The 26,962-nt window shown below is 68.0% G+C and carries 21 protein-coding genes and 2 rRNA genes; 11 read left to right on the top strand and 12 right to left on the bottom strand.

Translation table 11 applies throughout. From position 1 onward, the window contains the following. Positions 1–249 precede the first annotated feature (249 nt). Positions 250–3,372 (top strand): 23S ribosomal RNA (locus tag QF027_RS22730). Between the two features lie 70 nt (positions 3,373–3,442). Beyond that, positions 3,443–3,559, top strand: a 5S ribosomal RNA gene (gene rrf / locus QF027_RS22725). Positions 3,560–3,691: 132 nt separating this feature from the next. Here the strand turns inward: rrf and QF027_RS22720 are convergent. Further along, a complete protein-coding gene (locus tag QF027_RS22720; RefSeq protein ID WP_307076630.1) occupies positions 3,692–3,889 on the bottom strand; it encodes a hypothetical protein in 198 nt (65 codons plus the stop codon). Positions 3,890–4,048: 159 nt separating this feature from the next. On the opposite strand from QF027_RS22720, the gene QF027_RS22715 reads away from it, so the two are divergent. Further along, positions 4,049–4,594, top strand: coding sequence for a GNAT family N-acetyltransferase (locus tag QF027_RS22715; RefSeq protein ID WP_307076628.1), 546 nt, complete (start codon positions 4,049–4,051; stop codon positions 4,592–4,594). Positions 4,595–4,651: 57 nt separating this feature from the next. After that, complete coding sequence (locus QF027_RS22710; RefSeq protein WP_307076626.1) at positions 4,652–5,509, top strand: GNAT family N-acetyltransferase; 858 nt, start codon at positions 4,652–4,654, stop codon at positions 5,507–5,509. Positions 5,510–5,512: 3 nt separating this feature from the next. Here QF027_RS22710 and QF027_RS22705 read toward each other — a convergent pair whose 3' ends face one another. The 9 genes from QF027_RS22705 to QF027_RS22665 all read right to left on the bottom strand — a co-directional run bounded on the left by QF027_RS22705 (position 5,513) and on the right by QF027_RS22665 (position 16,842). Further along, positions 5,513–7,033, bottom strand: a complete 1,521-nt coding sequence (locus QF027_RS22705) for a type VI secretion protein (RefSeq protein WP_307082466.1) — start codon at positions 7,031–7,033, stop codon at positions 5,513–5,515. A gap of 16 nt (positions 7,034–7,049) precedes the next feature. Then, positions 7,050–8,459 (bottom strand): ATP-binding protein, encoded by a 1,410-nt coding sequence (locus QF027_RS22700; RefSeq protein ID WP_307076624.1) that lies wholly within the window; start codon positions 8,457–8,459, stop codon positions 7,050–7,052. Positions 8,460–8,469: 10 nt separating this feature from the next. Continuing rightward, complete coding sequence (locus tag QF027_RS22695; RefSeq protein WP_307076622.1) at positions 8,470–10,029, bottom strand: SCO6880 family protein; 1,560 nt, start codon at positions 10,027–10,029, stop codon at positions 8,470–8,472. Beyond that, the gene (locus tag QF027_RS22690; RefSeq protein ID WP_306979365.1) at positions 10,026–11,357 is read right to left on the bottom strand and encodes a hypothetical protein; all 1,332 of its coding nucleotides are present in this window, start codon (positions 11,355–11,357) and stop codon (positions 10,026–10,028) included. The genes QF027_RS22695 and QF027_RS22690 overlap by 4 nt, the downstream gene beginning before the upstream one ends. Next, on the bottom strand, positions 11,347–12,180 hold the full coding sequence (locus tag QF027_RS22685; protein ID WP_306979366.1) for a hypothetical protein: 834 nt from the start codon (positions 12,178–12,180) through the stop codon (positions 11,347–11,349). Before QF027_RS22685 ends, QF027_RS22690 begins: the two co-directional genes overlap by 11 nt. Before the next feature lie 165 nt (positions 12,181–12,345). Further along, positions 12,346–12,654, bottom strand: coding sequence for a hypothetical protein (locus QF027_RS22680; RefSeq protein WP_007383036.1), 309 nt, complete (start codon positions 12,652–12,654; stop codon positions 12,346–12,348). Between the two features lie 338 nt (positions 12,655–12,992). Beyond that, positions 12,993–14,267 (bottom strand): S53 family peptidase, encoded by a 1,275-nt coding sequence (locus tag QF027_RS22675; RefSeq protein WP_306979368.1) that lies wholly within the window; start codon positions 14,265–14,267, stop codon positions 12,993–12,995. Positions 14,268–14,612: 345 nt separating this feature from the next. Next, positions 14,613–15,956, bottom strand: a complete 1,344-nt coding sequence (locus QF027_RS22670) for a S53 family peptidase (RefSeq protein WP_306979370.1) — start codon at positions 15,954–15,956, stop codon at positions 14,613–14,615. 271 nt (positions 15,957–16,227) lie between these two features. Further along, the gene (locus tag QF027_RS22665; protein ID WP_306979372.1) at positions 16,228–16,842 is read right to left on the bottom strand and encodes a TetR/AcrR family transcriptional regulator; all 615 of its coding nucleotides are present in this window, start codon (positions 16,840–16,842) and stop codon (positions 16,228–16,230) included. A 72-nt stretch (positions 16,843–16,914) separates the two neighbouring features. On the opposite strand from QF027_RS22665, the gene QF027_RS22660 reads away from it, so the two are divergent. After that, complete coding sequence (locus tag QF027_RS22660) at positions 16,915–17,829, top strand: oxidoreductase (RefSeq protein WP_306979374.1); 915 nt, start codon at positions 16,915–16,917, stop codon at positions 17,827–17,829. Between the two features lie 275 nt (positions 17,830–18,104). On the opposite strand, the gene QF027_RS22655 is transcribed toward QF027_RS22660, so the two are convergent. Then, a complete protein-coding gene (locus QF027_RS22655) occupies positions 18,105–18,998 on the bottom strand; it encodes an alpha/beta fold hydrolase (protein ID WP_307076620.1) in 894 nt (297 codons plus the stop codon). Between the two features lie 109 nt (positions 18,999–19,107). On the opposite strand from QF027_RS22655, the gene QF027_RS22650 reads away from it, so the two are divergent. The 3 genes from QF027_RS22650 (at position 19,108) to QF027_RS22640 (ending at position 21,795) form a co-directional block, all read left to right on the top strand. Next, the gene (locus QF027_RS22650) at positions 19,108–19,833 is read left to right on the top strand and encodes a trypsin-like serine peptidase (protein ID WP_307076617.1); all 726 of its coding nucleotides are present in this window, start codon (positions 19,108–19,110) and stop codon (positions 19,831–19,833) included. Between the two features lie 87 nt (positions 19,834–19,920). Next, entirely contained in the window at positions 19,921–20,928 is a 1,008-nt protein-coding gene (locus QF027_RS22645) for a C40 family peptidase (RefSeq protein WP_306979379.1), read from the top strand. A gap of 168 nt (positions 20,929–21,096) precedes the next feature. Beyond that, positions 21,097–21,795: a phosphatase PAP2 family protein gene (locus tag QF027_RS22640; RefSeq protein ID WP_306979380.1), complete on the top strand. Its 699-nt coding sequence runs from the start codon at positions 21,097–21,099 to the stop codon at positions 21,793–21,795. 10 nt (positions 21,796–21,805) lie between these two features. Here QF027_RS22640 and QF027_RS22635 read toward each other — a convergent pair whose 3' ends face one another. Next, positions 21,806–23,362, bottom strand: coding sequence for an FAD-binding oxidoreductase (locus QF027_RS22635; RefSeq protein WP_307076615.1), 1,557 nt, complete (start codon positions 23,360–23,362; stop codon positions 21,806–21,808). Positions 23,363–23,659: 297 nt separating this feature from the next. Between QF027_RS22635 and pstS the strand changes: the two genes are divergently transcribed. From pstS to pstA, 3 genes are all read left to right on the top strand, one after another. Beyond that, positions 23,660–24,784, top strand: coding sequence for a phosphate ABC transporter substrate-binding protein PstS (gene pstS, locus QF027_RS22630; protein WP_306979384.1), 1,125 nt, complete (start codon positions 23,660–23,662; stop codon positions 24,782–24,784). 115 nt (positions 24,785–24,899) lie between these two features. Beyond that, a complete protein-coding gene (gene pstC, locus QF027_RS22625; protein ID WP_307076613.1) occupies positions 24,900–25,904 on the top strand; it encodes a phosphate ABC transporter permease subunit PstC in 1,005 nt (334 codons plus the stop codon). Then, on the top strand, positions 25,901–26,962 hold the full coding sequence (pstA, locus tag QF027_RS22620) for a phosphate ABC transporter permease PstA (protein WP_306979388.1): 1,062 nt from the start codon (positions 25,901–25,903) through the stop codon (positions 26,960–26,962). Before pstC ends, pstA begins: the two co-directional genes overlap by 4 nt.

The raw sequence follows: 26,962 nt of genomic DNA, 5'->3' as shown, positions 1-26,962 counted from the left end.
GACGGTGGTTGCTCATGGGTGGAACGTTGATTATTCGGCACACTTGATCGTCTTCTCCTTCTAGTACTGCTCTTCGGAGCGTGGAACGTTGAGGGGAGCGGGGAGTGGGCCGGGCACGCTGTTGGGTGTCTGAGGGTGCGAGCGTTGCTCGTCCTTCGGATGCCGGCCCCAGTGAACTCGGAGTGAAGCTCCGGGGTGATGGGTGGCTGGTCGTTGTTTGAGAACTGCACAGTGGACGCGAGCATCTGTGGCCAAGTTTTTAAGGGCGCACGGTGGATGCCTTGGCACCAGGAACCGATGAAGGACGTGGGAGGCCACGATAGTCCCCGGGGAGTCGTCAACCAGGCTTTGATCCGGGGGTTTCCGAATGGGGAAACCCGGCAGTCGTCATGGGCTGTCACCCATACCTGAACACATAGGGTATGTGGAGGGAACGCGGGGAAGTGAAACATCTCAGTACCCGCAGGAAGAGAAAACAACCGTGATTCCGGGAGTAGTGGCGAGCGAAACCGGATGAGGCCAAACCGTATGCGTGTGAGACCCGGCAGGGGTTGCGCATACGGGGTTGTGGGATCTCTCTTTCACAGTCTGCCGGCTGTGAGACGAGTCAGAAACCGTTGATGTAGGCGAAGGACATGCGAAAGGTCCGGCGTAGAGGGTAAGACCCCCGTAGTCGAAACATCAGCGGCTCGTTTGAGAGACACCCAAGTAGCACGGGGCCCGAGAAATCCCGTGTGAATCTGGCGGGACCACCCGCTAAGCCTAAATATTCCCTGGTGACCGATAGCGGATAGTACCGTGAGGGAATGGTGAAAAGTACCGCGGGAGCGGAGTGAAATAGTACCTGAAACCGTGTGCCTACAAGCCGTGGGAGCGTCGGACATCAAGCTTGCTTGGTGTCTCGTGACTGCGTGCCTTTTGAAGAATGAGCCTGCGAGTTTGCGGTGTGTTGCGAGGTTAACCCGGGTGGGGTAGCCGTAGCGAAAGCGAGTCCTAATAGGGCGTTTGAGTAGCACGCTCAAGACCCGAAGCGGAGTGATCTAGCCATGGGCAGGTTGAAGCGGAGGTAAGACTTCGTGGAGGACCGAACCCACCAGGGTTGAAAACCTGGGGGATGACCTGTGGTTAGGGGTGAAAGGCCAATCAAACTCCGTGATAGCTGGTTCTCCCCGAAATGCATTTAGGTGCAGCGTCGTGTGTTTCTTGCCGGAGGTAGAGCACTGGATAGGCGATGGGCCCTACCGGGTTACTGACCTTAGCCAAACTCCGAATGCCGGTAAGTGAGAGCGCGGCAGTGAGACTGTGGGGGATAAGCTCCATGGTCGAGAGGGAAACAGCCCAGAGCATCGACTAAGGCCCCTAAGCGTACGCTAAGTGGGAAAGGATGTGGAGTCGCAGAGACAACCAGGAGGTTGGCTTAGAAGCAGCCACCCTTGAAAGAGTGCGTAATAGCTCACTGGTCTAGTGATTCCGCGCCGACAATGTAGCGGGGCTCAAGCGTACCGCCGAAGTCGTGTCATTGCAGCAATACGCCCAACGGCGGCTGTGATGGGTAGGGGAGCGTCGTGTGCCGGGTGAAGCCGCGCCGGAAGGCAGTGGTGGACGGTTCACGAGTGAGAATGCAGGCATGAGTAGCGATACACACGTGGGAAACGTGTGCGCCGATTGACTAAGGGTTCCTGGGTCAAGCTGATCTGCCCAGGGTAAGTCGGGACCTAAGGCGAGGCCGACAGGCGTAGTCGATGGATAACCGGTTGATATTCCGGTACCCGCTGTGAAGCGTCAAACACCGAACCTATTGATGCTAAGGCCGTGAAGCCGTTCCGGACCCTTCGGGGAATGGAAAGTGGTGGAGCCGCCGAACCAAGGTGGTAGTAGGTGAGTGATGGGGTGACGCAGGAAGGTAGTCCAGCCCGGGCGGTGGTTGTCCCGGGGTAAGGGTGTAGGCCGTGCGGTAGGTAAATCCGTCGCACACAAGGCTGAGACCTGATGCCGAGCCGATTGTGGTGAAGTGGATGATCCTATGCTGTCGAGAAAAGCCTCTAGCGAGTTTCATGGCGGCCCGTACCCTAAACCGACTCAGGTGGTCAGGTAGAGAATACCGAGGCGTTCGGGTGAACTATGGTTAAGGAACTCGGCAAAATGCCCCCGTAACTTCGGGAGAAGGGGGGCCATCACTGGTGAGAGGACTTGCTCCTCGAGCTGGGGGTGGCCGCAGAGACCAGCGAGAAGCGACTGTTTACTAAAAACACAGGTCCGTGCGAAGCCGTAAGGCGATGTATACGGACTGACGCCTGCCCGGTGCTGGAACGTTAAGGGGACCGGTTAGTCCGACTTCGGTCGGGCGAAGCTGAGAACTTAAGCGCCAGTAAACGGCGGTGGTAACTATAACCATCCTAAGGTAGCGAAATTCCTTGTCGGGTAAGTTCCGACCTGCACGAATGGCGTAACGACTTCTCGACTGTCTCAACCATAGGCCCGGTGAAATTGCACTACGAGTAAAGATGCTCGTTTCGCGCAGCAGGACGGAAAGACCCCGGGACCTTTACTACAGTTTGATATTGGTGTTCGGTTCGGCTTGTGTAGGATAGCTGGGAGACTGTGAACTCCGGACGCCAGTTCGGGGGGAGTCGTCGTTGAAATACCAGTCTGGTCGTGCTGGATGTCTAACCTGGGTCCGTGATCCGGATCAGGGACAGTGTCTGATGGGTAGTTTAACTGGGGCGGTTGCCTCCTAAAGAGTAACGGAGGCGCCCAAAGGTTCCCTCAGCCTGGTTGGCAATCAGGTGTTGAGTGTAAGTGCACAAGGGAGCTTGACTGTGAGACCGACGGGTCGAGCAGGGACGAAAGTCGGGACTAGTGATCCGGCGGTGGCTTGTGGAAGCGCCGTCGCTCAACGGATAAAAGGTACCCCGGGGATAACAGGCTGATCTTCCCCAAGAGTCCATATCGACGGGATGGTTTGGCACCTCGATGTCGGCTCGTCGCATCCTGGGGCTGGAGTCGGTCCCAAGGGTTGGGCTGTTCGCCCATTAAAGCGGTACGCGAGCTGGGTTTAGAACGTCGTGAGACAGTTCGGTCCCTATCCGCTGCGCGCGCAGGAATATTGAGAAGGGCTGTCCCTAGTACGAGAGGACCGGGACGGACGAACCTCTGGTGTGCCAGTTGTTCTGCCAAGGGCATGGCTGGTTGGCTACGTTCGGGAGGGATAACCGCTGAAAGCATCTAAGCGGGAAGCCTGCTTCGAGATGAGTATTCCCACCCCCTTTGAGGGGTTAAGGCTCCCAGTAGACGACTGGGTTGATAGGCCGGATCTGGAAGCCCAGTAATGGGTGGAGGTGACCGGTACTAATAGGCCGAGGGCTTGTCCATATTTGCTCGCGTCCACTGTGTTAGTTCTGAGGCAACGACTGTGTGTTTTCCGGTCTGTGTTTCATAGTGTTTCGGTGGTCATAGCGTGAGGGAAACGCCCGGTTACATTCCGAACCCGGAAGCTAAGCCTTACAGCGCCGATGGTACTGCAGGGGGGACCCCGTGGGAGAGTAGGACACCGCCGAACAATTTTTGAGAAAACCCCCGTTCCATTCGAAACGGGGGTTTTTCTATTTCACCAGCTTTGTTTCGTACGCCAGGATCACCATGAGTTTTCACGGTTGACTCCGCCAGAGGTGAGGGCTTTCGCCGCCATTCGTCAGACGTCCCGCCGCTCCAGGGTCACTGCGGCCGCGGCCAGGGAGGCCGCCGCCCACAGGGACATGGCCAGCAGGGCCGGTCCCGAGGAGGACGAGCCCGCGGTGGTGAGGGTCTCCATGGCGCGGCCCGGAAAGTGACGGACGGCGTCGTCGACGCTGTCGTACGGCAGTATGGCCAGCACCTCGGGGAAGATCATGGCGTAGGCGCGGCCACCGCGGTTTTGTCGCCGTAGCGTTTGGTGAGGTCCTGTGCCGTAATCATGCTTCGATGCTCGCGCGGGCCGGGGCGGCGGGCATCGGACCGCGGGCAGTATTCCAGGTGAGGCGGCTAGTACCCGGGTACTACTGTGGCCCGCATGAGCTACGTGATCCGATCCGTCCGCGCCGACGAGTGGCCCGCAGCGAAGGAGTTGCGGCTTGCGGCGCTTCAGGATCCGGTCGCGCCTCTCGCCTTCCTGGAGACCTATGAGGAGGCCGTCGAACGACCGGACTCCTACTGGCGGGAGCGGACGGCAAAGGGCGCCGAGAGGGCGGACGGGGCCCAGACGGTCGTCGCCGAGGCGCCGGACGGGCGGTGGGTGGGGACGGTGACGGTGCTGCTGGAGGAGCCCGGGACCACGGACTGGGCCGGTTTTCCCGTGGAGCGCAAGCAGGGGCATCTCGTCGGGGTGTTCGTACGGCCCGAGGAGCGCGGCAGCGGGCTCACCGATGTGCTGTTCGACGCCGCTGTGGAGTGGGCGTGGGCGCACGGGGCCGAGCGGGTGCGGCTGATCGTGCACGAGGACAACGGGCGGGCGCAGCGGTTCTACCGCAAGGTCGGGTTCGAGCCCACGGGTGTGGTCGTGCCTCTGGGGTCGGCTCCGGGGGAGTCGGAGCTGGAGTTCGCGCTGGAGCGCGCCTGACGCTCTGCTCCGCGGATTCGCCGTCCGGGCCGCCGGGCCCGTGAGGGATCATGGGGCATGCGCCCGGACGACTGGTACCTCACCGAAGACATCGACGACTTTCTCGCTCGAGCCGGGGAGTTCCTGCGCTCGCGACCTGTCCCGCACATCATGCAGCTGACCTGGACCGCGAGACTGCGCACCCGTGGGGCGGCCGCGTACGACGCCGAAGCCGCCGCGTTCGGTCTGCTGGAGCGGGCGGGCGAGGTGCAGGCGGCCTTCTACCGGCTGTCGCCCGATCGCGGACTGGGCCTGACTCCGCTCACCGCCGGGCAGGCCGACGCCCTCGCCGCCCGGCTGGTCGCGCTCGGGCACTCGGTTCCCTCCGTCAGCGCGGACGACGCGACCGCCGCGGGTTTCGCCGCGGCCTGGCAGCGGCACACGGGGGCGACGCCGAGCGTGTGCGTCCGGCTCTGTCTGCACCGGCTCGGCACGCTCGTCCCGCCGGACCCGTTCCCGGCGGGCCGGGGCCGGGCCGCGGGGGAACGGGACCTTGAGCAACTCATGGACCTGTGCCGCGGGTTCGCCGCGGACGTGGGAGAAGCTGTCACCATCGACGCCGACTCCTGGGCCGACACCCGCTTCGCGGACAAGCACTACACGTTCTGGGAGGCCCCGGACGGTACGCCCGTCTCCATGGCGGGCACGAACCCGATGGTCGCCGGGCTGGTCCAGGTGGACCCCGTGTACACGCCGGCCCGCCTGCGCGGGCGTGGATACGCGGGCGCCGTGACGGCAGAGGTGAGCCGGGCCGCGCTGGCGGCCGGTGCTGAGCATGTCGTGCTGTTCACGGACGCGGCCAACCCCACCAGCAACGCCCTCTACCGGCGCCTCGGGTATGTACCGGTCGTCGACTGGGCGGTGTACGACTTCTGAGCTCTACGTCGGGAGGTCCGCGTCCGGCCAGCGGGTGCGGGCCTGTTCGCGGGACCGGAGCAGGGCCAGGGTCGGTAGCCCCCGGTCCGCTCCGGCGGCCAGCAGCTCCGGGAGCTGGGGAAGCGGAGCCACGGCTGCGACGTCGTCCAGGACGAGCGTCAGTGGTGGGTCGAGGCGACCGGAGGATGACCGTTCGGCCATGCGCCGGCCACGCTCGACCACGCTTGAGGTGAGGGCCGTCAGAAGGGGCATCGCGCCCGGATTGGTCCTGGGGTCCTCGATGGATTCACCCACCACATAAAGCGTGCCCCCTTCGTCGACGAAGGAATCCAAGGCGAGGGCATCATTTCGGTTGGGAGTGCATGCCTCGCGGATGTTGACCGTGAAGAGGGCGGAGAGGGCCCGGCTGGTCAACTCCTGGGCGATGTCGCGGCGTTCGGGATGCGCGGTGAGAGCGGCTTCGAGCTCGCCCGCGGAGCCGGGGGCCGCCTTGGGGTTGGTGCGGAGGGTTCTCACGGCGTCCTGGATCTGGGCGCCCTGGCACCAGCGGTGGACGTGGCGGATGGTGCGGGCTTCTATCGCCGCGGCATGGAGGTAGCTGCGCAGGAGCGTTTCGGCCACGTCGGCCACGGCCTGGTCGATCTTTGCGGTGGGGCGAACGGGGGCGAGCAGGGCCTGCGCCCTTGCCTTGGCTGTCTCCTTGGTCTCGCAGCCTGTGGTGGGGGACCAGTGGAGGCGGGCCGGGGTGTCGCAGAGGTGGGTGGGGTCGTAGACGTGGACCGGGCCCAGTTTGGCTCGGGCGTCCTTGGTGTCCTGCCAGATCGCGGGGTTCGAGGTGACGATGAGGGCGGGGCCTTCCGCGTCCCTGACGGCCTGGGTCGCGGTGGGGTGGCGGGATTCTCTCGGGGCGTAGAGGACCGCGCCATCGGGGCGAGGTGTTTCCCACCCGGCCATCGGTTCACCCTTGGACAGGGAAGTGCGCAGCTTGGCAGCCGTCGGTGTCGTGAGGACTGGCTCGGTGGGCTGTGGGGAGCTGGGGGCGGGAGCTGTGGCCGGTTGTGGCTGCGGCTCTGGCGTCGGTCTCGGGATCGGTACCTCGTGGACCGGTCCCGGCTGCGCACGTCGCTCCCGTGCCGCCAGTTTCTCCGCTCTCGTCCTCGCCCGTACCGCCCTCCAGCGAGCCAGTGTTCCCATCACGAAGATCGTCAGGACGCCCAGGATCAGCAGCTGGCCGATGAACAGGCCCCAGACCAGGCCGTAGCCGGAGAGCTGGCCGGCGGGGGTGTCGGGCCAGGCACCGAGGATGTCCTCGGGGTGGCCGATGAGGTGGCGCATGGCCTGGGGGGTGCGGGTGAAGGTGACGTCCTTGGGCCAGGTGCCGTGGGCGAACAGGCCCGCGAGGCCTGTCGCCGTCCAGACCAGCAGGGTCATGCCGAGGAGGAAGGCCAGTATGCCGACCAACAGCCCGTCCGGGACGCCTCCCTGGCCTCCCTGACCGCTCTGGTGGCGGTCGTCCGGTCTCACCACTTGCCCGCCCCTCCTACGCCACCGTCGACTCGGAGTCGCCCAGGTGCTGCTCCACGAAGGCCGCCGCCCGCTCCTCCGCCTCCAGCTCCGCGGCGCGCAGGGCGTCGTCGGTCAGGTCGCTGGAGGACTCCGTCATCGCGCGGTCGGTGTAGACCAGGGGGCGTTCGGTCTCGGTGACCAGGTGTTTGACCACCTGGACATTGCCGTTGACGTCCCAGACGGCGATGCCGGGGGTGAGGGAGGGGATGATCTCGACCGCCCAACGGGGCAGGCCCAGGACCCGGCCCGTCGCACGCGCCTCGTCCGCCTTCTGGGCGTAGATCGTCCTCGTCGACGCCATTTTCAGGATCGCCGCGGCCTCCTTGGCCGCCGCTCCGTCCACTACGTCGGACAGGTGGTGGACGACCGCGACGAAGGACAGGCCGAGCCGTCGGCCGAACTTCAGCAGCCGCTGGAAGAGCTGGGCCACGAAGGGGCTGGCGATGATGTGCCAGGCCTCCTCGACCAGGAAGATGCGCTTCTTCCGGTCGGGGCGGATCCAGGTGTGTTCCAGCCAAACTCCGACGATCGCCATGAGGATGGGCATGGCGATGGAGTTGCGGTCGATGTGGGACAAATCGAAGACGATCAGCGGCGCGTCCAGGTCGATGCCGACCGTTGTCGGGCCGTCGAACATGCCCCGCAGGTCACCGTCGACCAGGCGGTCGATGACCAGGGCGACATCGAGCCCCCACGCGCGGACGTCCTCTATGTCGACGTTCATCGCCTCGGCCGACTCGGGCTCGGGGTGCCGTAGCTGCTCCACGATGTCCGTGAGGATCGGCTGGCGGTCGACGATCGTCTCGTTGACGTAGGCGTGCGCGACCTTCAGCGCGAAGCCGGAGCGCTCGTCGAGGCCGTGGCCCATCGCGACCTCGATGATGGTCCGGAGCAGGGCGAGCTGACCGGTCGTCGTGATCGCTGGGTCGAGCGGGTTGAGGCGGATTCCCATGTCCAGGGCGGCCATCGGGTCCAGGCGGATGGGAGTTATCCCCAACTCCTGCGCGATCAGGTTCCATTCACCGACGCCGTCCTCGCCCTGGGCGTCCAGGACGACGACCTGGCGGTCGCGGAAGCGCAGCTGCCGTAGGACGTACGTCTTCTCGAGCGCCGACTTGCCGTTGCCGGACTCGCCCAGGACCAGCCAGTGAGGTGCCGGGAGCTGCTGGCCGTAGAGCTGGAAGGGGTCGTAGATGTAGCCCTTGCCGGAGTAGACCTCGCGGCCGATGATCACGCCCGAGTCGCCGAGGCCCGGCGCTGCGGTCGGGAGGTAGACCGCCTGCGCCTGGCCGGTGGAGGTGCGGACCGGCAGGCGGGTCGTCTCGACCTTTCCGAAGAGGAAGGACGTGAAGGCCTCGGTGAGGATGGACATCGGATCCCGCATGCGGCAGCCCCTACCTTCGAATGCCGGTGGCGAACGGAAGGGTGTTCACGAAGGCGCGATGGTGCTCGCGGTCGCACCACTCCAGTTTCAGGTACGACTTTCCGGCCGAGGCCCGGATGGTCCGCTTGTCGCGGGCCAGGGCCTCGGGGTTACGGGAGGAGACGGTGATGTAGCCGACCAGGTTGACGCCGGCCGCGCCGCTCGCCAGGTCCTCGCCGCGCTGGTCGAGCCGGTTGTGGGCGGCGATGTCGCGCGGGTCCACGGTCCGGTTCATCTTGGCTGCGCGGGAGGCCTCCGCCTCGTCGTTCGTCTTCTCGGTCAGCATGCGCTCGATGGCGATCTCGGTGGGTTCGAGGTCCATCGTGACGGCGACCGTGCGGATGACGTCCGGGGTGTGGACGAGCAGGGGCGCCAGGAAGTTGACGCCCACCGGGGTCATCGGCCACTCCTTCACCCAGGCCGTGGCGTGGCACCAGGGCGCGCGGGTGCTGGACTCCCGGGTCTTCGCCTGGAGGAACGTCGGTTCCATGGCGTCGAGTTCGGCCGGCCAGGCGTTGCGCTTGGTCATCGCCTGGATGTGGTCGATGGGGTGGTCCGGGTCGTACATGGAGTGGATGAGGGACGCGAGACGGCCCTGGCCGAGGGGCTGGCGGACCCGGATATCGGCCTCCTGGAGGCGCGAGCAGATGTCGGTCAGCTCACGGGCCATGACGACGGCGAGCCCCGCGTCCCGGTCGAGCTTGCGGCCGGACTGGGGGCGGGCCGCGCGGGCCATCGCCTGGGCCTCTGCGGCGAGTTCGCGGTTGAAGTGCATGCAGGCGACGAGGTAGGCGCGGTGCTGCTCGCTGCTGGTCGACACCATCGACTGGAGTTGGTCGTACGACGACTGCAGCCATGGCAGTGCCTTCTCGTCCCCGCGCATCGCGACGTCCTTGGCGTGGGCGTCGGGGTCGGCGGGGAGGGTGCGGGCGAGCATCTGGATACGGGTGACGAAGCCGTCGCCGTTGGCCACGTGCTTGAGGAGGGTGCCGAAGCGGTCGACGAGGGCTTCCTGGTCCTCGGAGTCGCGCAGGCCGACGCCGGGGCCCTCGATCTCGATCGCGGCCGTCACCGTGCGGCGGTCCGCGTGGAGCAGTACGGCGATCTCGTCGGGGCCGAACGGGGCGGCGAGCCAGTTGATCCGGCCGATGCCGGGGGGCGGGCCGACCTCGACCTCGCGGCCGTCGACGTGGGTGCCGGCCTCCATCACGGAGGAGCGGTAGGTCGTGCCCTGGCGCAGGGTCCGTTTGTAACTGCGGTTGATCTCGAACCACTTGTAGAACGTGCGGCGCTTGTAGGGCACGTAGACCGCGGCGAGAGCGACGAGCGGGAAGCCCATCAGCAGCACGATGCGCAGGGAGAGCACCGGGACGAGGAGCCCGCACATCATGCCGAGGAACGCGCCCACGATGATGAGCGCGATCTCGCCCGTCTCGCGGTTGCGGCCGACGATCGCGTTCGGCCGGGCGCGGCCGATCAGATATGTACGGCGGGGCGTGACCGTATGCGACACGTGGGACTCGGTCGTCAACGCCCGTCACCTCCTGTGCTGTTGCTACTGCTGTTGCGGGTGTTGCCGGCGTGCGGGCTGTTCACCGGGTTGCTCGAGCGCGGGGCGGGAGCGGCGGAGGGGACAGATCCGCCGCCTCCGTTCGGGGTGCGCGAGCTGTGGGCGGCGACTCCGCCGGACGCCGGGTTGCTCGGGCGGGCGCCCGAACCTCCGGAGGCCTGACCGTTGTTGTCGGCCCGGGAGCTGTGGGTCTTGATGCCCTGGGCGACCAGGGTGGCCGGGGAGCTGATCACCGCAGCGGCCTTGCCCTCGGCGTTCTGCATGATGCGGTTGTTGCGGGAGCCGGCGATCTCGTCGCCGAAGCCGGGGACGAAACGGTAGATCATCGCGCTGGCGAAGATGGCGAGCAGGATGATGGCGAGGCCGGAGACGACGGCGGAGAAGGCGTCGGGGCCGTCGTCGGAGGAGAGCGCGCCGGCGAGGCCGAGGACGATGACGATCACCGGTTTGACCAGGATGACGGCGATCATGATGCCGGCCCAGCGGCGGACGTGGCCCCAGAGGTTCTTGTCGACGAGGCCGGCGTAGACGACGGTGCCGAGGAGGGCGCCGACGTAGAGGAGGGCGGCTCGGATGACGAGCTCCAGCCACAGGACGCCGGCGGCGAGGATGCTGACCAGGGAGACGACGATCAGCATGATGGGGCCGCCGCCGATGTCGTTGCCCTTCTCCAGGGCGCCGGAGAAGGTGCCGAAGAAGGTGTCGGTCTGGTCGCCGGTGGCCTTCGCGAGGACCTCTGAGACGCCGTCGGTGGCGGAGACGACGGTGTAGAGGATGAGGGGGGTGAAGGCGGACGCGAGCACGGTCAGCCACAGGAACCCGATCGCCTCGCTGATGGCGGTGGTGAGGGGGGCGCCTCGCACCGCGCGCTTGGCTACGGCCAGCAGCCACAGGAGAAGGGTGAGGATGGTTGATGCCGCGAAGACGACCGCGTACTGCTGGAGGAACTTCTGGTTGGTGAAGTCGACGTTCGCGGTGTTCTTGACGGCCTCGCTGAGCTTGTCGATGGTCCAGGCGGCGGCCTTCGCGCAGCTTTTGGCCAGGGAGGACATGGGGTCGAGGGTGGAGGTGGGATCGTCGTTGATCGATCCGCCGTTCGACTTGCTGTTGCGGTCGCTCTCGCACAGGGAACGGGCGGTGCCGGTGATCAGGCGGCAGGCGTCGTCGCTCGTCGTGGGAGACGGTGAGGGCGACGGGGCCGCGAAGGCCCGGCCCGCCAGCAGCACGGTCGCGGTCTGCACGGCTGTGGCCGCCGCGGCGGCCTTGAGTACGTAGCGACTACCGGGCATAGGTGAACCCTCCGTACTCCGCGACAGCCTTCGCCATCTCGTCGGCGCTGGAGGCCGTGTCGTCGCCTGGGACGGGCGCCGGGCCTTCTTTCTGGGACTGCGTGACGACCTTCCAGTCGTCGGCGGTCCACTCGAGCTGCATGGTGATGGTGAACCAGCTGTTGGTGACGGGGTTCGTGGACTTCTCGCCTGCCATGCCGAGCAGCCCGCTGCACCAGACATCGACGGTCGCGCTGTTCTGGGAGGACTGGGTGACCTTGGTGCCGACCGGACTGGTACGGGACACGAAGGTGTAGCCGACCGGCGTGGAGCCGTCGTCGTTCAGTCCGATGCTTTTGCTGAAGGCCGGGGTGTAGGCCTTGTCCAGAGTCGACGTGAAATCGGCGACATGGGTGGGGGCGATGATCGTCTGCAGGGTCGCGTCGCGCTTGGCCTTGTTGAACATGTCGGCCGAGCCCAGCGCGACGGCGTAGTTCGCTGCCGCGCTCTGCGCGCCTTGGACGTCATGCGTGTAGCCCGTGGGAATCACTCCCGGCGTGGACTGCACCGGTTTGGTCCCGCTGGGTGCCGTCGACGCGACGTCCGGCTGGCCCCCCGCACCCTCCGCCGAAGAAGAGGCACCGCCTCCCCCACGGTTCGCGAAGGCGATCGCGGCGATCAGGAGGACGATGACGCCGACCACGGTGACCAGGCTTCGGGAGGACGAGCGGCCGGAGCGGCGGGCGCCGCCGTAGACGTCGCTGCCGCCCTCCGGGTACCGGGTGCGGGTCTGGCCCGTGCCGCCGTAACCGCCGGAGCCCTCTTGGTCGTCTCCGAGGCTCATGCCGCTCACGTCCCCTCGACGTCGTACGAAAACCCGTAGGAGTACGACGGTAGCCGCGCTGGTTTCCGCGCGGGTGCGGTGTGGTGACTCGACATCAGGGAACGCGACCTCAGCCGGTGGGTACTGCGGACGGGTGGGTTGGAGGGGCTGTACCGGACGCGGCGGCTATACGGCCATGCCGTACACGATGGTGAAGAGCGTGCCCAGGGAGCCGATGATGAAGACTCCTGTCAGCCCCGCGATGATGAGGCCCTTGCCCTGTTCCGCGCTGAAGGTGTCCCGCAGTGCGGTGGCGCCGATGCGCTGTTTGGCGGCGCCCCAGATGGCGATGCCGAGGCAGAGCAGGATGGCGACCGCCATGACGACCTGGATCATCGTCTTCGCCTCGGTCCCCAGCGCCCCGAAGGGGCCCCAGTCCGGAGCGATCCCGCCGATGATGGTGTTGATGTCTCCCTTGTCGGCCGCAAAGAGCATGTAAGTCACCGCCCCTGGTGGGTAGTTCCGTCTCCCCTGCGTGTGCGCAGAGGTCAGGCCTCATTGTCGCCGACAATTCCGCCGTCGTATGTCGACTTGGCGGCATTGGTTGGCGGGTTTCGTACGAATGACTGTCTGGTCACTCTGTGTATCACGGCAGGTAACGCCGGGCAATGAGGCCTGAGCGGAACCTGCCGTGTGGTTCCGTCGTTGACCCCTCTTACGACCTGCGGCGCTTCTGGCACCGATGTTCTGCGGGTGAAGGCTAACCCGGAGGACCACCGGCATGGCGAACGGGCCGCGGTAGGGGAGCCCGCGGCCCGTTCGTTGACGGAGAGTCAGCTGGTGAAGGCGCTTACTCCCTTCGGGGTGCCCCACCCGGTCGGGCCGTCGTAGCCCGAGGTGGCGGTGCAGAAGTAGCTCGTCGAGCAGCTGCCGTTGTTGCCCGATGTCACGTCGTTGAGGGAGGACGTGTGCCGGTAGGGGTACTGGGCCGGGTAGTCGCTGCTGCCCGGGATGCCCGCGAGGGCGTAGACGGCCGCGATGATCGGGGACGAGGCGCTGGTGCCGCCGAACGTGTACCAGCCGGCGGTGACGCCGTAGGAGTCGTAGACGGAGACGCCGGTGGCCGGGTCGGCGACGGCGGAGACGTCCGAAATCATGCGCTTGGTGCAGCCGGTGTCGGTCTGCCAGCTCGGCTTGGCGTCATAGGACGAGCAGCCCGAGCCCGTGCCCTCGGTGCTGCTGGTCTTCCAGACGGTCTCGGTCCAGCCGCGGCTGTTGGAGGCCGCGGAGAGCGCGGTGCCGCCCACGGAGGTCACGTACTTGGAGGCGGCCGGGTACTCGGCGCCGTAACCCCCGTCACCGGCGGAGACGGTGATGGCCACGCCGGGGTGGTTGAAGTAGGAGGAGTCGTAGGAGGTGTCCGAGGAGGACTCGGAGCCGCCGTAGGAGTTGGAGACGAACTTCGCGCCCAGGGTGACGGCCTCGTTCACCGACTTGCCCAGGTTGGCCATGGTGGCCGACTTGGCCTCGACGAGGAGGATCTTGGCGTTCGGGGCGATGGCGGAGACCATGTCGAGGTCGAGGGAGATCTCCTCGGACCAGCCGGCGTCGCTGGAGGGCAGGGAGGTCGTGGAGCCGGTCTGGGAGACCTTCTTGAAGCAGCCGTTGGCGGTGGTGCAGGCCGGCAGGCCGTAGTACGAGCGGTACTTGGCGAGGTCCGCCTCGGCGTTCGGGTCGTTGTAGGCGTCGACGATGGCGATGGTCTCGCCGGAGCCGTTGGCGGCGGCAGCGGCGGTCAGGCCGTACGCCGACTGGAGGTCGCTCGGGCCGTAGCCGGAGGGGGTGGCGGCGTCGGCGGCCTTCGGGGTGATGCCCCGGGCTTTCTGGAAGGCGGTGGCGCCGCCGGTCACGCGGAGGGAGTTGCAGGCGAGTTCGCCGGTCTTCTTGGGGGTGGCGCAGGGGGTCGCGGCCCAGGTGACCTTGGACGAGGTCGTCGCGTCCGCGTGGACCGCGGTGCCGGCGCCGGCGAGGACGAGGGCGGCGGTGACGGCCGTGGCGGAGCCGACGCGGTGCCATCTCAGGCGTACGTGGGGGAAGGTGGAACGCAAGGTGCAGCCTCCTGATGGTGAGGAAACAGGGGCGGTGCGGGTGCGTGCCGTCGGTACGGTTTCCCCGGCGGCGGGCGGCGGCCTGCGACGACGGTCCACCTTGTTCCGTACGCGACAACAGAGAATGGCTGGAATTCTGACCTCCGCCATACCGAAAGTTGTCCCGGGCTTACTCGTGCATGGCCGCTCGATGGACTGCGGGCGGTGGTGACTTGACTCGCGGGGACACGGCGAACGGGCCGCGACCGGATGTCGCGGCCCGTTGCCGTTGTGCCGCCGAGGGAACCCCACGTCCCCCTCAAGGGCGGCGCCCCCGTGACCCGACGGGGGCACTCGTGGACCGGATCAGCCGGTGAAGGCGCCCAGGCCTTCCGGGGTACCGAGGCCGGTCGGGCCGTCGTAGCCCGACTTGGCGGTGCAGAAGTAGCTCGTGGAGCAGGTGCCGTTGTTGCCGGAGGTCACGTCGTTGAGGGCGGAGGTGTCCTCGTAGGGGTACTGGGCCGGGTAGTCGCTGCTGCCCGGGGTGCCCGCGAGGGCGTACACCGACGCGATGATGGGGGCGGAGGCGCTGGTGCCGCCGTAGGTGTTCCAGCCCGTGCCGTCCGAGCCGTAGGAGTCGTAGACGGAGACGCCGGTGGCGGGGTCGGCGACGGCGGAGACGTCGGCGATCATGCGCTTGGTGCAGCCGGTGTCGGTCTGCCAGCTCGGCTTGGCGTCATAGGACGAGCAGCCCGAGCCCGTGCCCTCGGTGGAGCTGGTCTTCCAGACGCTCTCGGTCCAGCCGCGGGAGGTGGAGGAGGTGGACAGCTTGGTGCCGCCGACCGCGGTGACGTACTTGGAGGCGGCCGGGTACTCGGCGCCGTAGCCCTCGTCGCCGGCGGAGACGGTGATGGCCACGCCGGGGTGGTTGAAGTACGAGGAGTCGTAGGAGGTGTCCGAGGAGGACTCGGAGCCGCCGTAGGAGTTGGAGACGAACTTCGCGCCCAGGGTGACGGCCTCGTTCACCGCCTTGCCCAGGTTGGCCATGCTCGACGAACTCGCCTCGACCAGCAGGATCTTGGCGTTCGGGGCGATGGCGGAGACCATGTCGAGGTCGAGGGAGATCTCACCGGCCCAGCCGCTGTCGGCGGTGGGGAGAGAGGTCGTGGAGCCGGTCTGGGAGACCTTCTTGAAGCAGCCGTTGGCGGTGGTGCAGGCCGGCAGGCCGTAGTAGCTGCGGTAAGTGGCCAGGTCCGCCGCGGCGTTGGGGTCGTCGTAGGCGTCGACGATGGCGATGGTCTCGCCGGAGCCGTAGTTCGCGGACGCGTCGGTCAGGCCGTAGGCGTCCTGGAGGTCGCTCGGGCCGTAGCCGGTCGGGCTCGCGGAGGAGGCGTTCGGCTTGAGCGTCCTGGCGGTCATGCCCTTCAGCGCGGCCTGCTTCTCCATGTACGCGGTGGTGCCGCCGGTGACGCGCAGGGCGTTGCAGGCGGCGTAGCCCTTCTTGGGGGTGGCGTCACAGGCGCTCTCGTACTGCACATGGGCCTTGGCGACGGCGGTGGCGACGGCTTTGGCGCTCACGTGGTCGGGCGTGGCGGCGGTCGCGTGGACGGCGGTGCCGAGTCCGGCGAGGACGAGGGCGGAGGTGGCCACGGCGGTGGAGCCGATCCGACGCCATCTGCCGGACATGTGGGGGGAGTTGGGAGTACGCAACGTACAGCCTCCTGAGAGTGGTTGCAGAGGCCTGCGGTGGGGGGACCACCGGTGAGGTTCCCGGTGGGGGCGGCGACCCGCGTAGACCATCGCCTTGTTGAGTACGTGACAACAAGACGGGCGGTGCAATCCTGACTTCCGCCATACCGAAGGGCGTTGGGGGATTGCTGATCAATGGCGGGCGGATGGGCGGGGGATGGTCACGGCTTGACCATCTACACGCGTCGCACACAATCCCCGGATGCGTGGCGGGGGCGGGCGGGACTCCGGATCAGCGGGGCTTGAGGCCGTACATCAGGTGATGGACCAGTCCTGACACGGCGGTCATGGCGGCCTCGGTGGTGAACTTGCCGGTGACGGCGAAGGACGCCAGGCCGTGGAGGGCGGTGCCCACGACGAGGGTGAGCTGCTCGGGGTCGCCGTCGACGATCTCGCCGCGCTGCTGGGCGGCGGCGACGGCCCGCTCCAGGGCGCCCACCGTGCGGTCGATCGCGGCGGCCATCTGCTCGGCGGCGTCGGGCTCGTGCTTGCGGGCGTACATCAGTTCAAGGAGCTCGGCGTTGTCGATGGCGAAGCCAAGGTAGGCCCGGGCCAGGACGGTGAGGCGGTCCTGGAGGGGGAGCGCCGGTTCGTCGGCGGCTTCGAGGGCCTCGGCCATGCGGTCGTATCCGACCAGGGCGAGAGCGTTGAGCAGGGCCTGCTTGTCCTTGAAGTGCCGGCCGGGAGCGGCGTGGCTGACGCCGAGGTCGCGGGCGAGTTCGCGCAGGGAGAGGGAGGCGCTGCCCTTGTCGCGGAGGGTGCGCTCGGCGGCGGCGAGGAGGGCGGAGCGCAGGTCTCCGTGGTGGTAGGGGCGGGTCTCGGGCTTCTCGGCTGGCATGGATGCCATCGTATCCGGATGTAGGCGATGCCAGCATTGTTGTCATTGACAGCATTGTTGGCGGCGTCTACATTCGAGCGTATGGCTACCGACAAGCAGCAGAAGTGGAACGCGACCCGCCTCCCCGACCAGACCGGCCGCACGGCGGTGGTCACGGGGGCGAACAGCGGTATCGGACTGCGGGCCGCGCAGGCCCTGGCCGGGGCGGGCGCGCACGTCGTGTTCGCCGTACGGGACCCCGAGCGCGGTGAGGCGGCGGCGAGGACCGTGAACGGCAGCACGGAGGTCCGGCGGCTGGATCTGGCGGACCTGTCGTCGGTGCGGGAGTTCGCGGCGGGGTGGGACCGCCCGCTGGATCTGCTGATCAACAACGCGGGCGTGATGATGATCCCGCAGCAGCGGACGGTGGACGGCTTCGAGATGCAGTTCGGCACGAACCATCTGGGCCACTTCGCGTTGACGAACCTGCTGTTGCCGTATGTCACCGACCGGGTCGTGACGGTGTCCTCGGGTGCGCACCGCTGGGGCGACCAGCGGATCCACTTCGAGGACCTGAACATGACATCGGACTACGACCCGAGGGGCGTCTACGGCCAGTCGAAGCTGGCGAACCTGCTGTTCGTGCTGGAACTCCAGCGGCGGCTGACGGAGTCGGGCTCCGGGGTCCGTGCCCTGGCGGCCCACCCCGGCTACTCGGCCACCAACCTCCAGAGCCACGCGGCGAGCCCGGCGGCCCGGGTGTTCATGAAGTTCGGCAACAGGTTCCTGGCGCAGGACGACCGCGCGGGCGCACTGCCCACGCTGTACGCGGCGACGCAGGAACTGCCGGGGGCGAGTTATGTCGGGCCGGACGGGCTCGGCGAGATGAGGGGCGCGCCGACCCTGGTCGGCCGGAGCACGGCCGCGAGCGACCCCACCGTCGCCCGGCGCCTGTGGACGGCGTCGGAGGAACTGACGGGGACGCGCTTTCCACAGGGTGTGGGGACGCGGGGCTGAGTCGGTCGTTCGGTGTCCCTGTCGGGCTCAGGGTGATGTGGTCGGGTGTTCGGTGTTCGGCCGGAATGCGGGGATGCGGGGGTGAGTCGGTTCGCTCGGTGTCCGTGTCGGCCTCGGGCGATGCGGTGTCTGGCGTTGGCCCGGAATGCGGGGACGGTGGGGCTGAGTCGGCCCGGTGTCCCTGCCGGGCTCAGGATGATGTGGTCGGGTGTCTGGCGGTGGCCCGGAATGCGGGGACGCGGGGCTGAGTCGGTCGTTCGGTGTCCCTGTCGGCCTCAGGGTGATCCGGTCAGGTGTTCGGTGTTCGCCCAGAACGCGCGCAGTGCGCTGACGAGTTCCTCCGGGGCCTCCTCGGCCATGTGGTGCCCGGAGTCGATCGGACCGCCCTCCAGCCGGGCGCCCGCCCAGTCGCGCCAGACGGCCAGGACGTCGCCGTAGAGGTCGGTCATGTCGTCGCGGGTGGCCCACAGGACCTGCAGCGGGCTGTTGATGCGCCGGCCGGCCCGGCGGTCGGCGTCGTCGTGCCCCCGGTCGACACCGAGGCCGGCCCGGTAGTCCTCGCACATGGCGTGCACGGTGGCCGGGTCGTGGATCGCGTGCCGGTAGTCCTCGTACGCCTCGGCGCCCATCTGCTCGGCAGTGGCCGTGTACCAGGCGTCGGGGTCGGCGTTGATGACGCGTTCGGCGGGCTTGTCCGTCTGGCCGAGGAAGAACCAGTGCCACCAGCTCGCCGCGAAGCCGGCGTCGCAGCGGCGCAGGGCCTCCCCGATGGGGACGGCGTCCAGCACGCTGACGGCGGACACGGCCCCGGGGTGGTCGAGGGCGAGCCGGGTGGCCACGTACGCGCCCCGGTCGTGCCCGACGACCGTGAACCGCTCGTGCCCGAGGCGGCGCATCACCGCGAGGCAGTCGCCGGCCATGGCGCGCTTGGAGTACGGACGGTGTTCCGGATCGGTCGCGGGCTTGTCGGACCGGCCGTAGCCGCGCAGATCGGGGCAGACGACGGTGTGACCGGCCGCGGCCAGCAGCGGGGCGACGCGGTGCCAGGTGGCATGGGTACGGGGATGTCCGTGCAGGAGCAGCACGGCCGGGCCGCCGCCGCCGTGCCGCACCCGCAGCCGGACCCCGTCGTCGCCCTCGCACCGCGTCAGCTCGAAACCGTCGAACACACAGGCCTCCCGGGTTCGGTCGTCGAGGTCCGGCTGCCCTGGAGCGCGCGATCCACACGGTGACCACGGCCTTGCTCGCCCCTTGACGTGTTTCTCACCTTCGTGCGGAATGCTTCCCTCCGTGAAGCGCACGCCACGTCTCGCTCTCCACGCCGCCGCCGTCCTGCTCACCGTCACCTCGGCCTCGGAAGCCGTCGCCGACGACGGGGCGGGGCCCTTCGGGGTGACGACCGTCGCCGCGGCGACCTCGCCGAACGCCCGGGTGGGCGCCCTGTTCGACGGAGAACAGCACCACTGCACCGCCTCCGTCGTCCGCAGCCCGCACCGGGACCTCATCGTCACCGCCGCGCACTGTCTCGACGACAGCGACCGCGACCTCGTGTTCGTGCCCGGTTACCGGGACGGCAGAGCGCCGTACGGGAAATGGAAGGTGCTCAAGCGGTACATGCCCGAGGGGTGGTCCAAGGGGCAGGACGAGGACAGTGATGTCGCCTTCGCCACGGTCCAGGGGGACATCCAGGACGCCGTCGGCGGGAACCGGTTCGTGACCGGCACCGCCACCGGGGCCACCGCCGTCACCGTCACCGGGTATCCCTCCTCCCGTGACCTGCCGATCAGCTGCACCAACAAGCCGACCGCGCACAGCCGCACGCAACAGCGCATCGACTGCCCCGAGTTCACCGGCGGGACCAGCGGCAGTCCCTGGGTGAACGGGAACGGGCAGGTCGTGGGGGTGCTCGGCGGGCACGAGCAGGGCGGGGCGACGCCCGACGTGTCGTACAGCGTGGTCCTCGGGGCGGAGGCCGCCGCGCTCTACCGGGACGTGGTCTGCTGATCCTCGCGCCGCCCCGCCGAGTACCACGGTTTCCCGCGGGGAAGCTCCTAGACTGACGCGGGCGGACTCCCAGTGGGCGAGGGGCGGTTGACGGTGCGTAAGGCGTGGCTCGTGGCGGGCGCCGTTCTCGGGGCGGGGCTCAGCTTCGTGATGCTGCTCGTCGTGGGGGTCTACGTCGTCGCCGGCAACCTCGCCGGCGGGGTGGGCGGAGCCACCAGAGCCCTGGCCAAGGGCGCTGTTCCGGCCGCCTATCAGAACCTCGTGCAGAAGTGGGGCAACCTCTGCCCCGCCATCAACCCGGCCCTGCTCGCCGCCCAGCTCTACCAGGAGAGCGGATTCAATCCGAAGGCCCAGAGCGCCGCGGCGGCGCAGGGGATAGCGCAGTTCATTCCGGGGACCTGGGCCACGCACGGGGTCGACGGGGACGGCGACGGCGACAAGGACGTATGGGATCCCAAGGACGCGATTCCCTCGGCGGCTTCCTACGACTGCTCGCTCGCGTCCTATGTGAAGGACGTCCCGGGGAACATCACCGAGAACATGCTCGCCTCCTACAACGCGGGCGCCTACGCGGTCATCAAGTACGGGGGCGTGCCGCCGTACAAGGAAACCCAGAACTACGTGAAGACCATCACGACCCTGGAGGAGAGCTTCGCGGCGCCGGTGAGCCGGGTCGATCCCTCCAAGCAGGCCGCCGGGGCCATCTACTACGCGCAGAAGAAGCTCGGGACGCCCTATCTGTGGGGCGGGACCGGTACCGCCGAGCAGGGCGGGCGCTTCGACTGTTCGGGGCTGACGCAGGCCGCGTACGAGAGCGTGGGCGTCACGCTGCCGCGCGTCGCGAACGATCAGTACAACGCCGGGCCGCATCCGGCCAGAAGTGAACTGTTGCCGGGGGACCTGGTGTTCTTCTCCACGGACCTCACCAACTCGCGCGCCATCCACCATGTAGGGATTTATGTGGGCGGCGGGTACATGATCGACGCACCGAGAACAGGTGCTGTGATCCGGTTCGACCCGATCGACACTTCTGAGTACTTCGGTGCCACCCGGGTCACCGAAGATGGCGCGAAAGCATTGCCCACGACGGTGTGACCGAGCGTGAAACCCACCCCTGAGCTGCGGCGATGTGTCTCTCTTCGATAACGTCTGCGTGATCATTCAGTGGAGAGTGGAACGTATTAACGGAAGCCATGCGTTCCTGAGGGCGTAGCCGAGCGCACATGGGTACGCCGGGAAAGACGACGAAGGGGCCGCAGCACCATGGCTGTTCTCGCCGAATCCGGGTCGAACCCCGACGTCGACCTGCTCTACGACATCAACGGCCTGGCCAAGGACGCCCCGCACTGGTTCGACCGGGTCATGGAGTACGTCGGGGAGTACGGCATCCTGCTCGGGATGGTGCTGCTCATCCTGTGGTGCTGGTGGGCGGGCCGCCGGCGTGGGGGTCCGGACGCGGCTTCCTCCGTGGCCGCGTTGGTGTGGGCGCCGCTCGCCGCCGCGCTGGCCGTGCTGGTGAACGTGCCCATAAGGGGGTTCGTCGAGCGGCCCCGGCCGTTCCGGACCCATGAGGGGCTCGAGGTCCTGGTTTCCGGGAAGACCGACTACTCCTTCGTGAGCGACCACGCGACGATCACCATGGCCATGGCTGCCGGGTTGTTCGTGGTCAACCGGAAGTTCGGGCTCTTCGGCATCGCGCTCGCGCTGCTCGAAGGGTTCTGCCGGGTGTACATGGGTGTGCACTATCCGACGGACGTCATCGGCGGGTTCGCGCTCGGGACGGCGGTGGCTCTGTTGTTGTCGCCGCTTGCGATGGCTCTTCTCACGCCGGTGATGAAGGCGGTCGAGGGGTCTTCCAAGGGGGCGTGGATCGTCCGCGCGCGAGGCGTCGGGCGGGGGGCCCCGGTGATTCCCGGGGCCCGGCAGGAGGCCGCGGCCTCCGAGAGGGATCTCGCCGCGTAGCGCATGACGGCTACAGCGACTGCGGGTAGGTGAAGAACCCCTGCGGGTCGTACTGCTTCTTCACCTTGGTCAGCCTTGTCGCCGCGTCGCCGTAGTACGCCTTCCGCCAGTCCTTCAGCGTCGGGTCCGTGTAGTTCTGGTAGGCCGCGCCCGAGGCGTACGGCTTCATCGCGTCGTGGGCTCCCGTCAGCCAGGACCGGGCCGTCGTGCCCGTCGATCCCGCCTTCCAGGACGCTATGTACTGGGCCAGCATGCGGGAGCGGCGGTGGACGAAGGCCGTCGCGGTGGGGGAGACGCGGTTGACCGCTCCGCCGAGGGCGGTCAGGGCGATGCTGCCCGAGCCGCCCCGGACCGAGGCGATCTGCCTCAGGAGGGTCTGGATGCCCGCCGCCGAGAGCGAGCGGTCGAAGAAGTCCGAGTGAGCCGCGTAGGTCTCGCGCCCCAAGGCGCCCTGGGGGGAGCGGCCCGGGGTGGAGCCGGGCAGGTGGCACCTGGCGTCCGTGGCGAAGGACGAGCAGCCCGCGTACGCCTCCATCGCGCTCTCGTAGGAGTGCCGCCTGAGCCTCACGCTGCGGGCCGGTGAGCCGATCCTGTCGGCCAGGCGGTCGAGCGCGTTCTGCAGCTCGCCGTAGGTGCCCAGGGAGAACGCCGCGACCGCCACGGAGGGCGAGCCGCCGTTCTCCAGGTGGCAGGAGGACCAGATCTCGTCGGGCTGGGTGGGGCCCCACTCCTGCCATGCCTTCACCACGGCGGCCGCCCTGGACCACGGCCAGGTCGCGTACGCGGTCACGCCCTGCGGGGCGGGGTGGGTCCTGAAGTGCAGTTCGGTCACCACGCCGAAATTGCCGTTGCCCGCGCCGCGCAGCGCCCAGAAGAGGTCCTTGTTCGTGGACGCGTCGGCGGTCAGCTCCTTGCCGTCGGCCGTGATCAGCGTCGCCCGGGTGAGGCTGTCGCAGGTCAGTCCGTAGGCCCGGGAGGCCACGCCGTGACCGCCGCCCAGGGTGAGACCGGAGACGCCGACCGTCGGGCACGAGCCTCCCGGGATGGTCACGCCCTTGGCGGTGAGAGCCCGGTAGACGTCGATCAGCTTGGCGCCGGCGCCGACCACCGCGGTGCCGCCTGAGGCGCGCACGCGGTTCAGCCGGGAGACATCGACGATCAGCCTGTTGTTTCCCGAGGACCAGCCGGCGTAGGAGTGTCCGCCGTTGCGGATCGCCACCCGGATGCCGTGGGCGCGGGCATAGGCGAGAGTGGTACGTACGTCGTCCGCATGCGTCACGTACGCCACCGCCGCGGGCTTCAGTGAGTCGAAGCGGGTGTTGTAGAGCTGCCGGGCCGTCGCCCAGTCGGCGTCGCCGGGGCGGACCAGCGGGCCGTCCAGGTCGCGGGCGAGGGCCGACCAGTTCGCGGCGGCCGCGGCGGGCGTACGGGAGGAGAGGGGCTGGCCGACGGTGGACTGGCCGACGGTGCTCGGCGCGGCGCCGGCGCTCCCCCCGCCGTCGCACGCGGCCGTGGTCACCGCCGCGATCGCGGCCACGCCGCCCCCGATGAACGTACGCCGTTCCATGTGTCCGTGCCTTTCGTCGGCCTCGTCGGCTTCCGTGGTACGAGACGGGACTGAGGGGGTGAGGGTTCCCTGGAGGGTTCCGGAATCACACTGTGCCCTCGACGTAAGCGTTCCGTGACCTCACCGCACCTTCTGCAGGGGTTCACCCGCAGTTCACTTCCGGCCATGAACGCCTTCACCTGATCTGCCTAATTTCGGCCTTACGCGATGCGTGGTGCGTCACGAATGCGCATCCGTGTCTCCCAGACTTCGCGCACGCCGCCGGATTCAGGACGGCGGCTCCCGGAAGGAACTCAAGTGAAGCTTCAGCGCAAGAACCGGCGGGCCCTCGCCTTCGGTGCTCTCGCCGTCTCCGGCGCCCTGGCCCTCACGGCGTGCGGCTCGGACGACACCGGCGACGGCGGTGGCAGCGGCGCGTCCTCGACCGCCAATGCCAGCAGCGTCAAGTGCGACGACGCCAAGGGCCAACTGCTCGCCGACGGCTCCTCCGCGCAGAAGAACGCGATCGACGCCTGGGTCAAGCAGTTCACGCAGGCCTGTGGTGTGCAGATCAACTACAAGGGCAGCGGCTCCGGCGCCGGCATCACCGCCTTCACCAACGGCCAGGTCGCCTTCGCCGGTTCCGACTCCGCGCTGAAGCCGGAAGAGGTCACCGCCTCCAAGAAGGTCTGCTCCGGCGGCCAGGCCATCGACCTCCCGATGGTCGGCGGCCCGATCGCGATCGGCTACAACGTCCCGGGCGTGGACAAGCTCACGCTGGACGCCCCGACGCTCGCGAAGATCTTCAACAACAAGATCTCCAAGTGGAACGACCCGGCGATCGCGAAGCTGAACGCCGGCGCCAAGCTTCCCGACCTCAAGATCCAGGCGTTCCACCGTTCCGAGGACTCCGGTACCACGGACAACTTCACCAAGTACCTGATCGCCACCGCCAAGAGCGACTGGCCCTACTCGGGCGGCAAGGCCTGGCAGGCCGCGGGCGGCCAGTCGGCCTCCGGCTCCTCCGGCATCGCCCAGCAGGTGAAGCAGACCTCCGGCGCGATCGGCTACATGGAGCTGTCGTACGCCAAGGACGGCATCAACCCGGTCAGCATCGACACGGGTGCCTCCGCCCCGGTCGAGGCCAGCGTGGAGAACGCCACCAAGGCCATCGCCGACGCCAAGGTCGTCGGCACCGGCTCCGACCTGGCACTCCAGCTGAACTACGCCACCAAGGCAGAGGGCGCCTACCCGATCACCCTGGTGACGTACGAGATCGCCTGTGACAAGGGCAACAAGGCCGACACCCTGGCCGCCACCAAGGCGTTCCTGCGCTACATCGCCTCCGAGGACGGCCAGAAGGTTCTCGCGGACAACGACTACGCGCCGATCCCCGACGACATCATCGCCAAGGTCCGCACCACCATCGAGGGCCTGAGCTGACCTGAGCGTGTGGTCGGACCGGGCCCGCGTCGAGGGACCCGGTCCGACCGCACCGTCCGGTGCACCGCCGCCAGGAGCCGTACATCGCGTGTGGCTCAGCAGACCGGAGAACCCGATGGACACCACACAGATAACAGACGCATCTCCCCCCACCCCCCAGCAGACCGAGGCCGAGCTGAAACGCGCGGCCCGCGGCGCCACCCGGCCCGGTGACCGGATCTTCCTCGGTCTCTCCCGGGGGTCGGGCATCCTGCTGCTGGCGATCATGGCCGCGATCGCCGTCTTCCTCACCTACCGCGCCTCGATCGCGATCGGCAAGGACGACGGGAACTTCCTCACCACCTTCGAGTGGAACACCGGTCTGATCCCGCCGAAGTTCGGCATCGCCGTCCTCGCCTTCGGCACGATCGTCTCCTCGATCATCGCCATGGTCATCGCGGTCCCGATCGCGGTCGCCATCGCCCTGTTCCTCACCCACTACGCGCCGCGCAGGCTGAGCGGTCCGATCGCCTATGTGATCGACCTGCTCGCCGCCGTGCCGTCCATCGTCTACGGCCTCTGGGGCGCCCTGATCCTCGTCCCGCACATGAACGGCCTCTACGGCTGGCTCGACGACTACCTCGGCTGGACCGGCATCTTCGAGTGGCAGGGCGGCGCGCCCCGCTCGATGCTCACCGTCGGCATCCTGCTCGCGATCATGATCCTGCCGATCATCACCAACGTGAGCCGCGAGGTCTTCCGCCAGGCCCCGCAGATGATCGAAGAGGCGGCCCTCGCCCTCGGTGCCACCCGCTGGGAGGTCATCCGCATGGCGGTGATCCCCTTCGGCCGCTCGGGCGTGATCTCCGCGTCGATGCTCGGTCTCGGCCGTGCGCTCGGCGAGACGATGGCCGTGGCCACCGTGCTCTCCCCGACCTTCACCATCCAGGCCAGTCTGCTCGACCCGGGCGGCGGTACCTTCGCCCAGAACATCGCCAGCAAGTTCAGTGAGGCCAGCGACCTCGGCCGGGACGCCCTCATCGCCTCCGGTCTGGTGCTGTTCGTCATCACGCTGCTGGTCAACGGCGCGGCCCGCATGATCATCGCCCGCCGCAAGGAGTACTCGGGGGCCAACGCATGAGCAACGCCGTCATCGCCGACAAGCCCCGCAGCACCCTGCGCGGCGCCAGCCTCCCCAAGTGGAGCCCGTACGCCATCGCCGTCGGCTCGGTCGCCCTCGGCCTCGGTATCAGCGCGGCCGCCGGTCTGAACAGCAGCATCCAGTGGGCCCTGATGGCCGCGGCCCTGTTCGTCCTCGGCACGTACGTCGTCGCGGCCCGCGTCGAGGGGCGCCGGCAGGCCAAGGACCGGGTCGCGACCGCGCTCGTCTGGGTCGCCTTTCTGATCGCCCTGGTCCCGCTGGTCTCCCTGGTCTGGACGACCGTCGTGCGCGGTGTGAAGGTCCTCGACGTCTACTTCCTGACCCACTCGATGGGTCTGGTCTCCGACACCGAGCCGGGCGGCGGCATCTACCACGCGATCCTCGGCAGCCTGGAGCAGGTCGGCCTCGCCACGGTGATCGCGGCGCCGGTCGGTGTGCTCACCGCGATCTACCTCGTCGAGTACGGGCGGGGCAACCTCGCCAGGGCCGTCACGTTCTTCGTCGACGTGATGACCGGTATCCCCTCGATCGTCGCGGGTCTGTTCATCCTGTCGATCATGCTGATGTTCGACATGCAGCCCTTCGGCTTCGCCGGCTCGCTCGCGCTGGCCATCCTGATGATGCCGGTCGTGGTCCGCTCCACGGAGGAGATGCTCAAGCTCGTCCCGAACGAACTGCGCGAGGCGTCCCTGGCGCTCGGTGTCCCGAAGTGGCGCACCATCCTGAAGGTGGTCCTGCCGACCTCGATCGGCGGCATCACGACCGGCATCATGCTGGCGATCGCCCGTATCGCGGGCGAGACCGCGCCGGTGCTCCTCCTGGTCTGGGGCAACTCGCTCATCAACCCCAACCCCTTCGAGGGTGCGCAGGCCTCGCTGCCGCTGTACATCTACCAGCAGTACGCGAACAGCGCGGGCTCCGGTGCGGCCTACGACCGTGCCTGGGCGGCGGCGCTGACGCTGATCGCCTTCGTGATGATCCTCAACCTTGTGGCGCGCGGCATCGCCCGCTGGAAGGCCCCGAAGACCGGTCGCTGA

Source organism: Streptomyces canus, from assembly GCF_030816965.1.
GTDB lineage: Bacteria > Actinomycetota > Actinomycetes > Streptomycetales > Streptomycetaceae > Streptomyces > Streptomyces canus_E.
Note: the sequence above shows the minus strand (reverse complement) of the source record. Positions and strands in the feature narration are given on the sequence as shown.

Excerpts from the sequence above, each read along its gene's own strand:
- QF027_RS22720 (WP_307076630.1), bottom strand. The coding sequence starts at position 3,889 with ATGATCTTCCCCGAGGTGCTGGCCATACTGCCGTACGACAGCGTCGAC.
- QF027_RS22715 (WP_307076628.1), top strand. The coding sequence starts at position 4,049 with ATGAGCTACGTGATCCGATCCGTCCGCGCCGACGAGTGGCCCGCAGCG.
- QF027_RS22710 (WP_307076626.1), top strand. The coding sequence starts at position 4,652 with ATGCGCCCGGACGACTGGTACCTCACCGAAGACATCGACGACTTTCTC.
- QF027_RS22700 (WP_307076624.1), bottom strand. The coding sequence starts at position 8,459 with ATGCGGGATCCGATGTCCATCCTCACCGAGGCCTTCACGTCCTTCCTC.
- QF027_RS22690 (WP_306979365.1), bottom strand. The coding sequence starts at position 11,357 with ATGCCCGGTAGTCGCTACGTACTCAAGGCCGCCGCGGCGGCCACAGCC.
- QF027_RS22685 (WP_306979366.1), bottom strand. The coding sequence starts at position 12,180 with ATGAGCCTCGGAGACGACCAAGAGGGCTCCGGCGGTTACGGCGGCACG.
- QF027_RS22680 (WP_007383036.1), bottom strand. The coding sequence starts at position 12,654 with ATGCTCTTTGCGGCCGACAAGGGAGACATCAACACCATCATCGGCGGG.
- QF027_RS22665 (WP_306979372.1), bottom strand. The coding sequence starts at position 16,842 with ATGGCATCCATGCCAGCCGAGAAGCCCGAGACCCGCCCCTACCACCAC.
- QF027_RS22660 (WP_306979374.1), top strand. The coding sequence starts at position 16,915 with ATGGCTACCGACAAGCAGCAGAAGTGGAACGCGACCCGCCTCCCCGAC.
- QF027_RS22650 (WP_307076617.1), top strand. The coding sequence starts at position 19,108 with ATGCTTCCCTCCGTGAAGCGCACGCCACGTCTCGCTCTCCACGCCGCC.
- QF027_RS22640 (WP_306979380.1), top strand. The coding sequence starts at position 21,097 with ATGGCTGTTCTCGCCGAATCCGGGTCGAACCCCGACGTCGACCTGCTC.
- QF027_RS22635 (WP_307076615.1), bottom strand. The coding sequence starts at position 23,362 with ATGGAACGGCGTACGTTCATCGGGGGCGGCGTGGCCGCGATCGCGGCG.
- pstC (WP_307076613.1), top strand. The coding sequence starts at position 24,900 with ATGGACACCACACAGATAACAGACGCATCTCCCCCCACCCCCCAGCAG.
- pstA (WP_306979388.1), top strand. The coding sequence starts at position 25,901 with ATGAGCAACGCCGTCATCGCCGACAAGCCCCGCAGCACCCTGCGCGGC.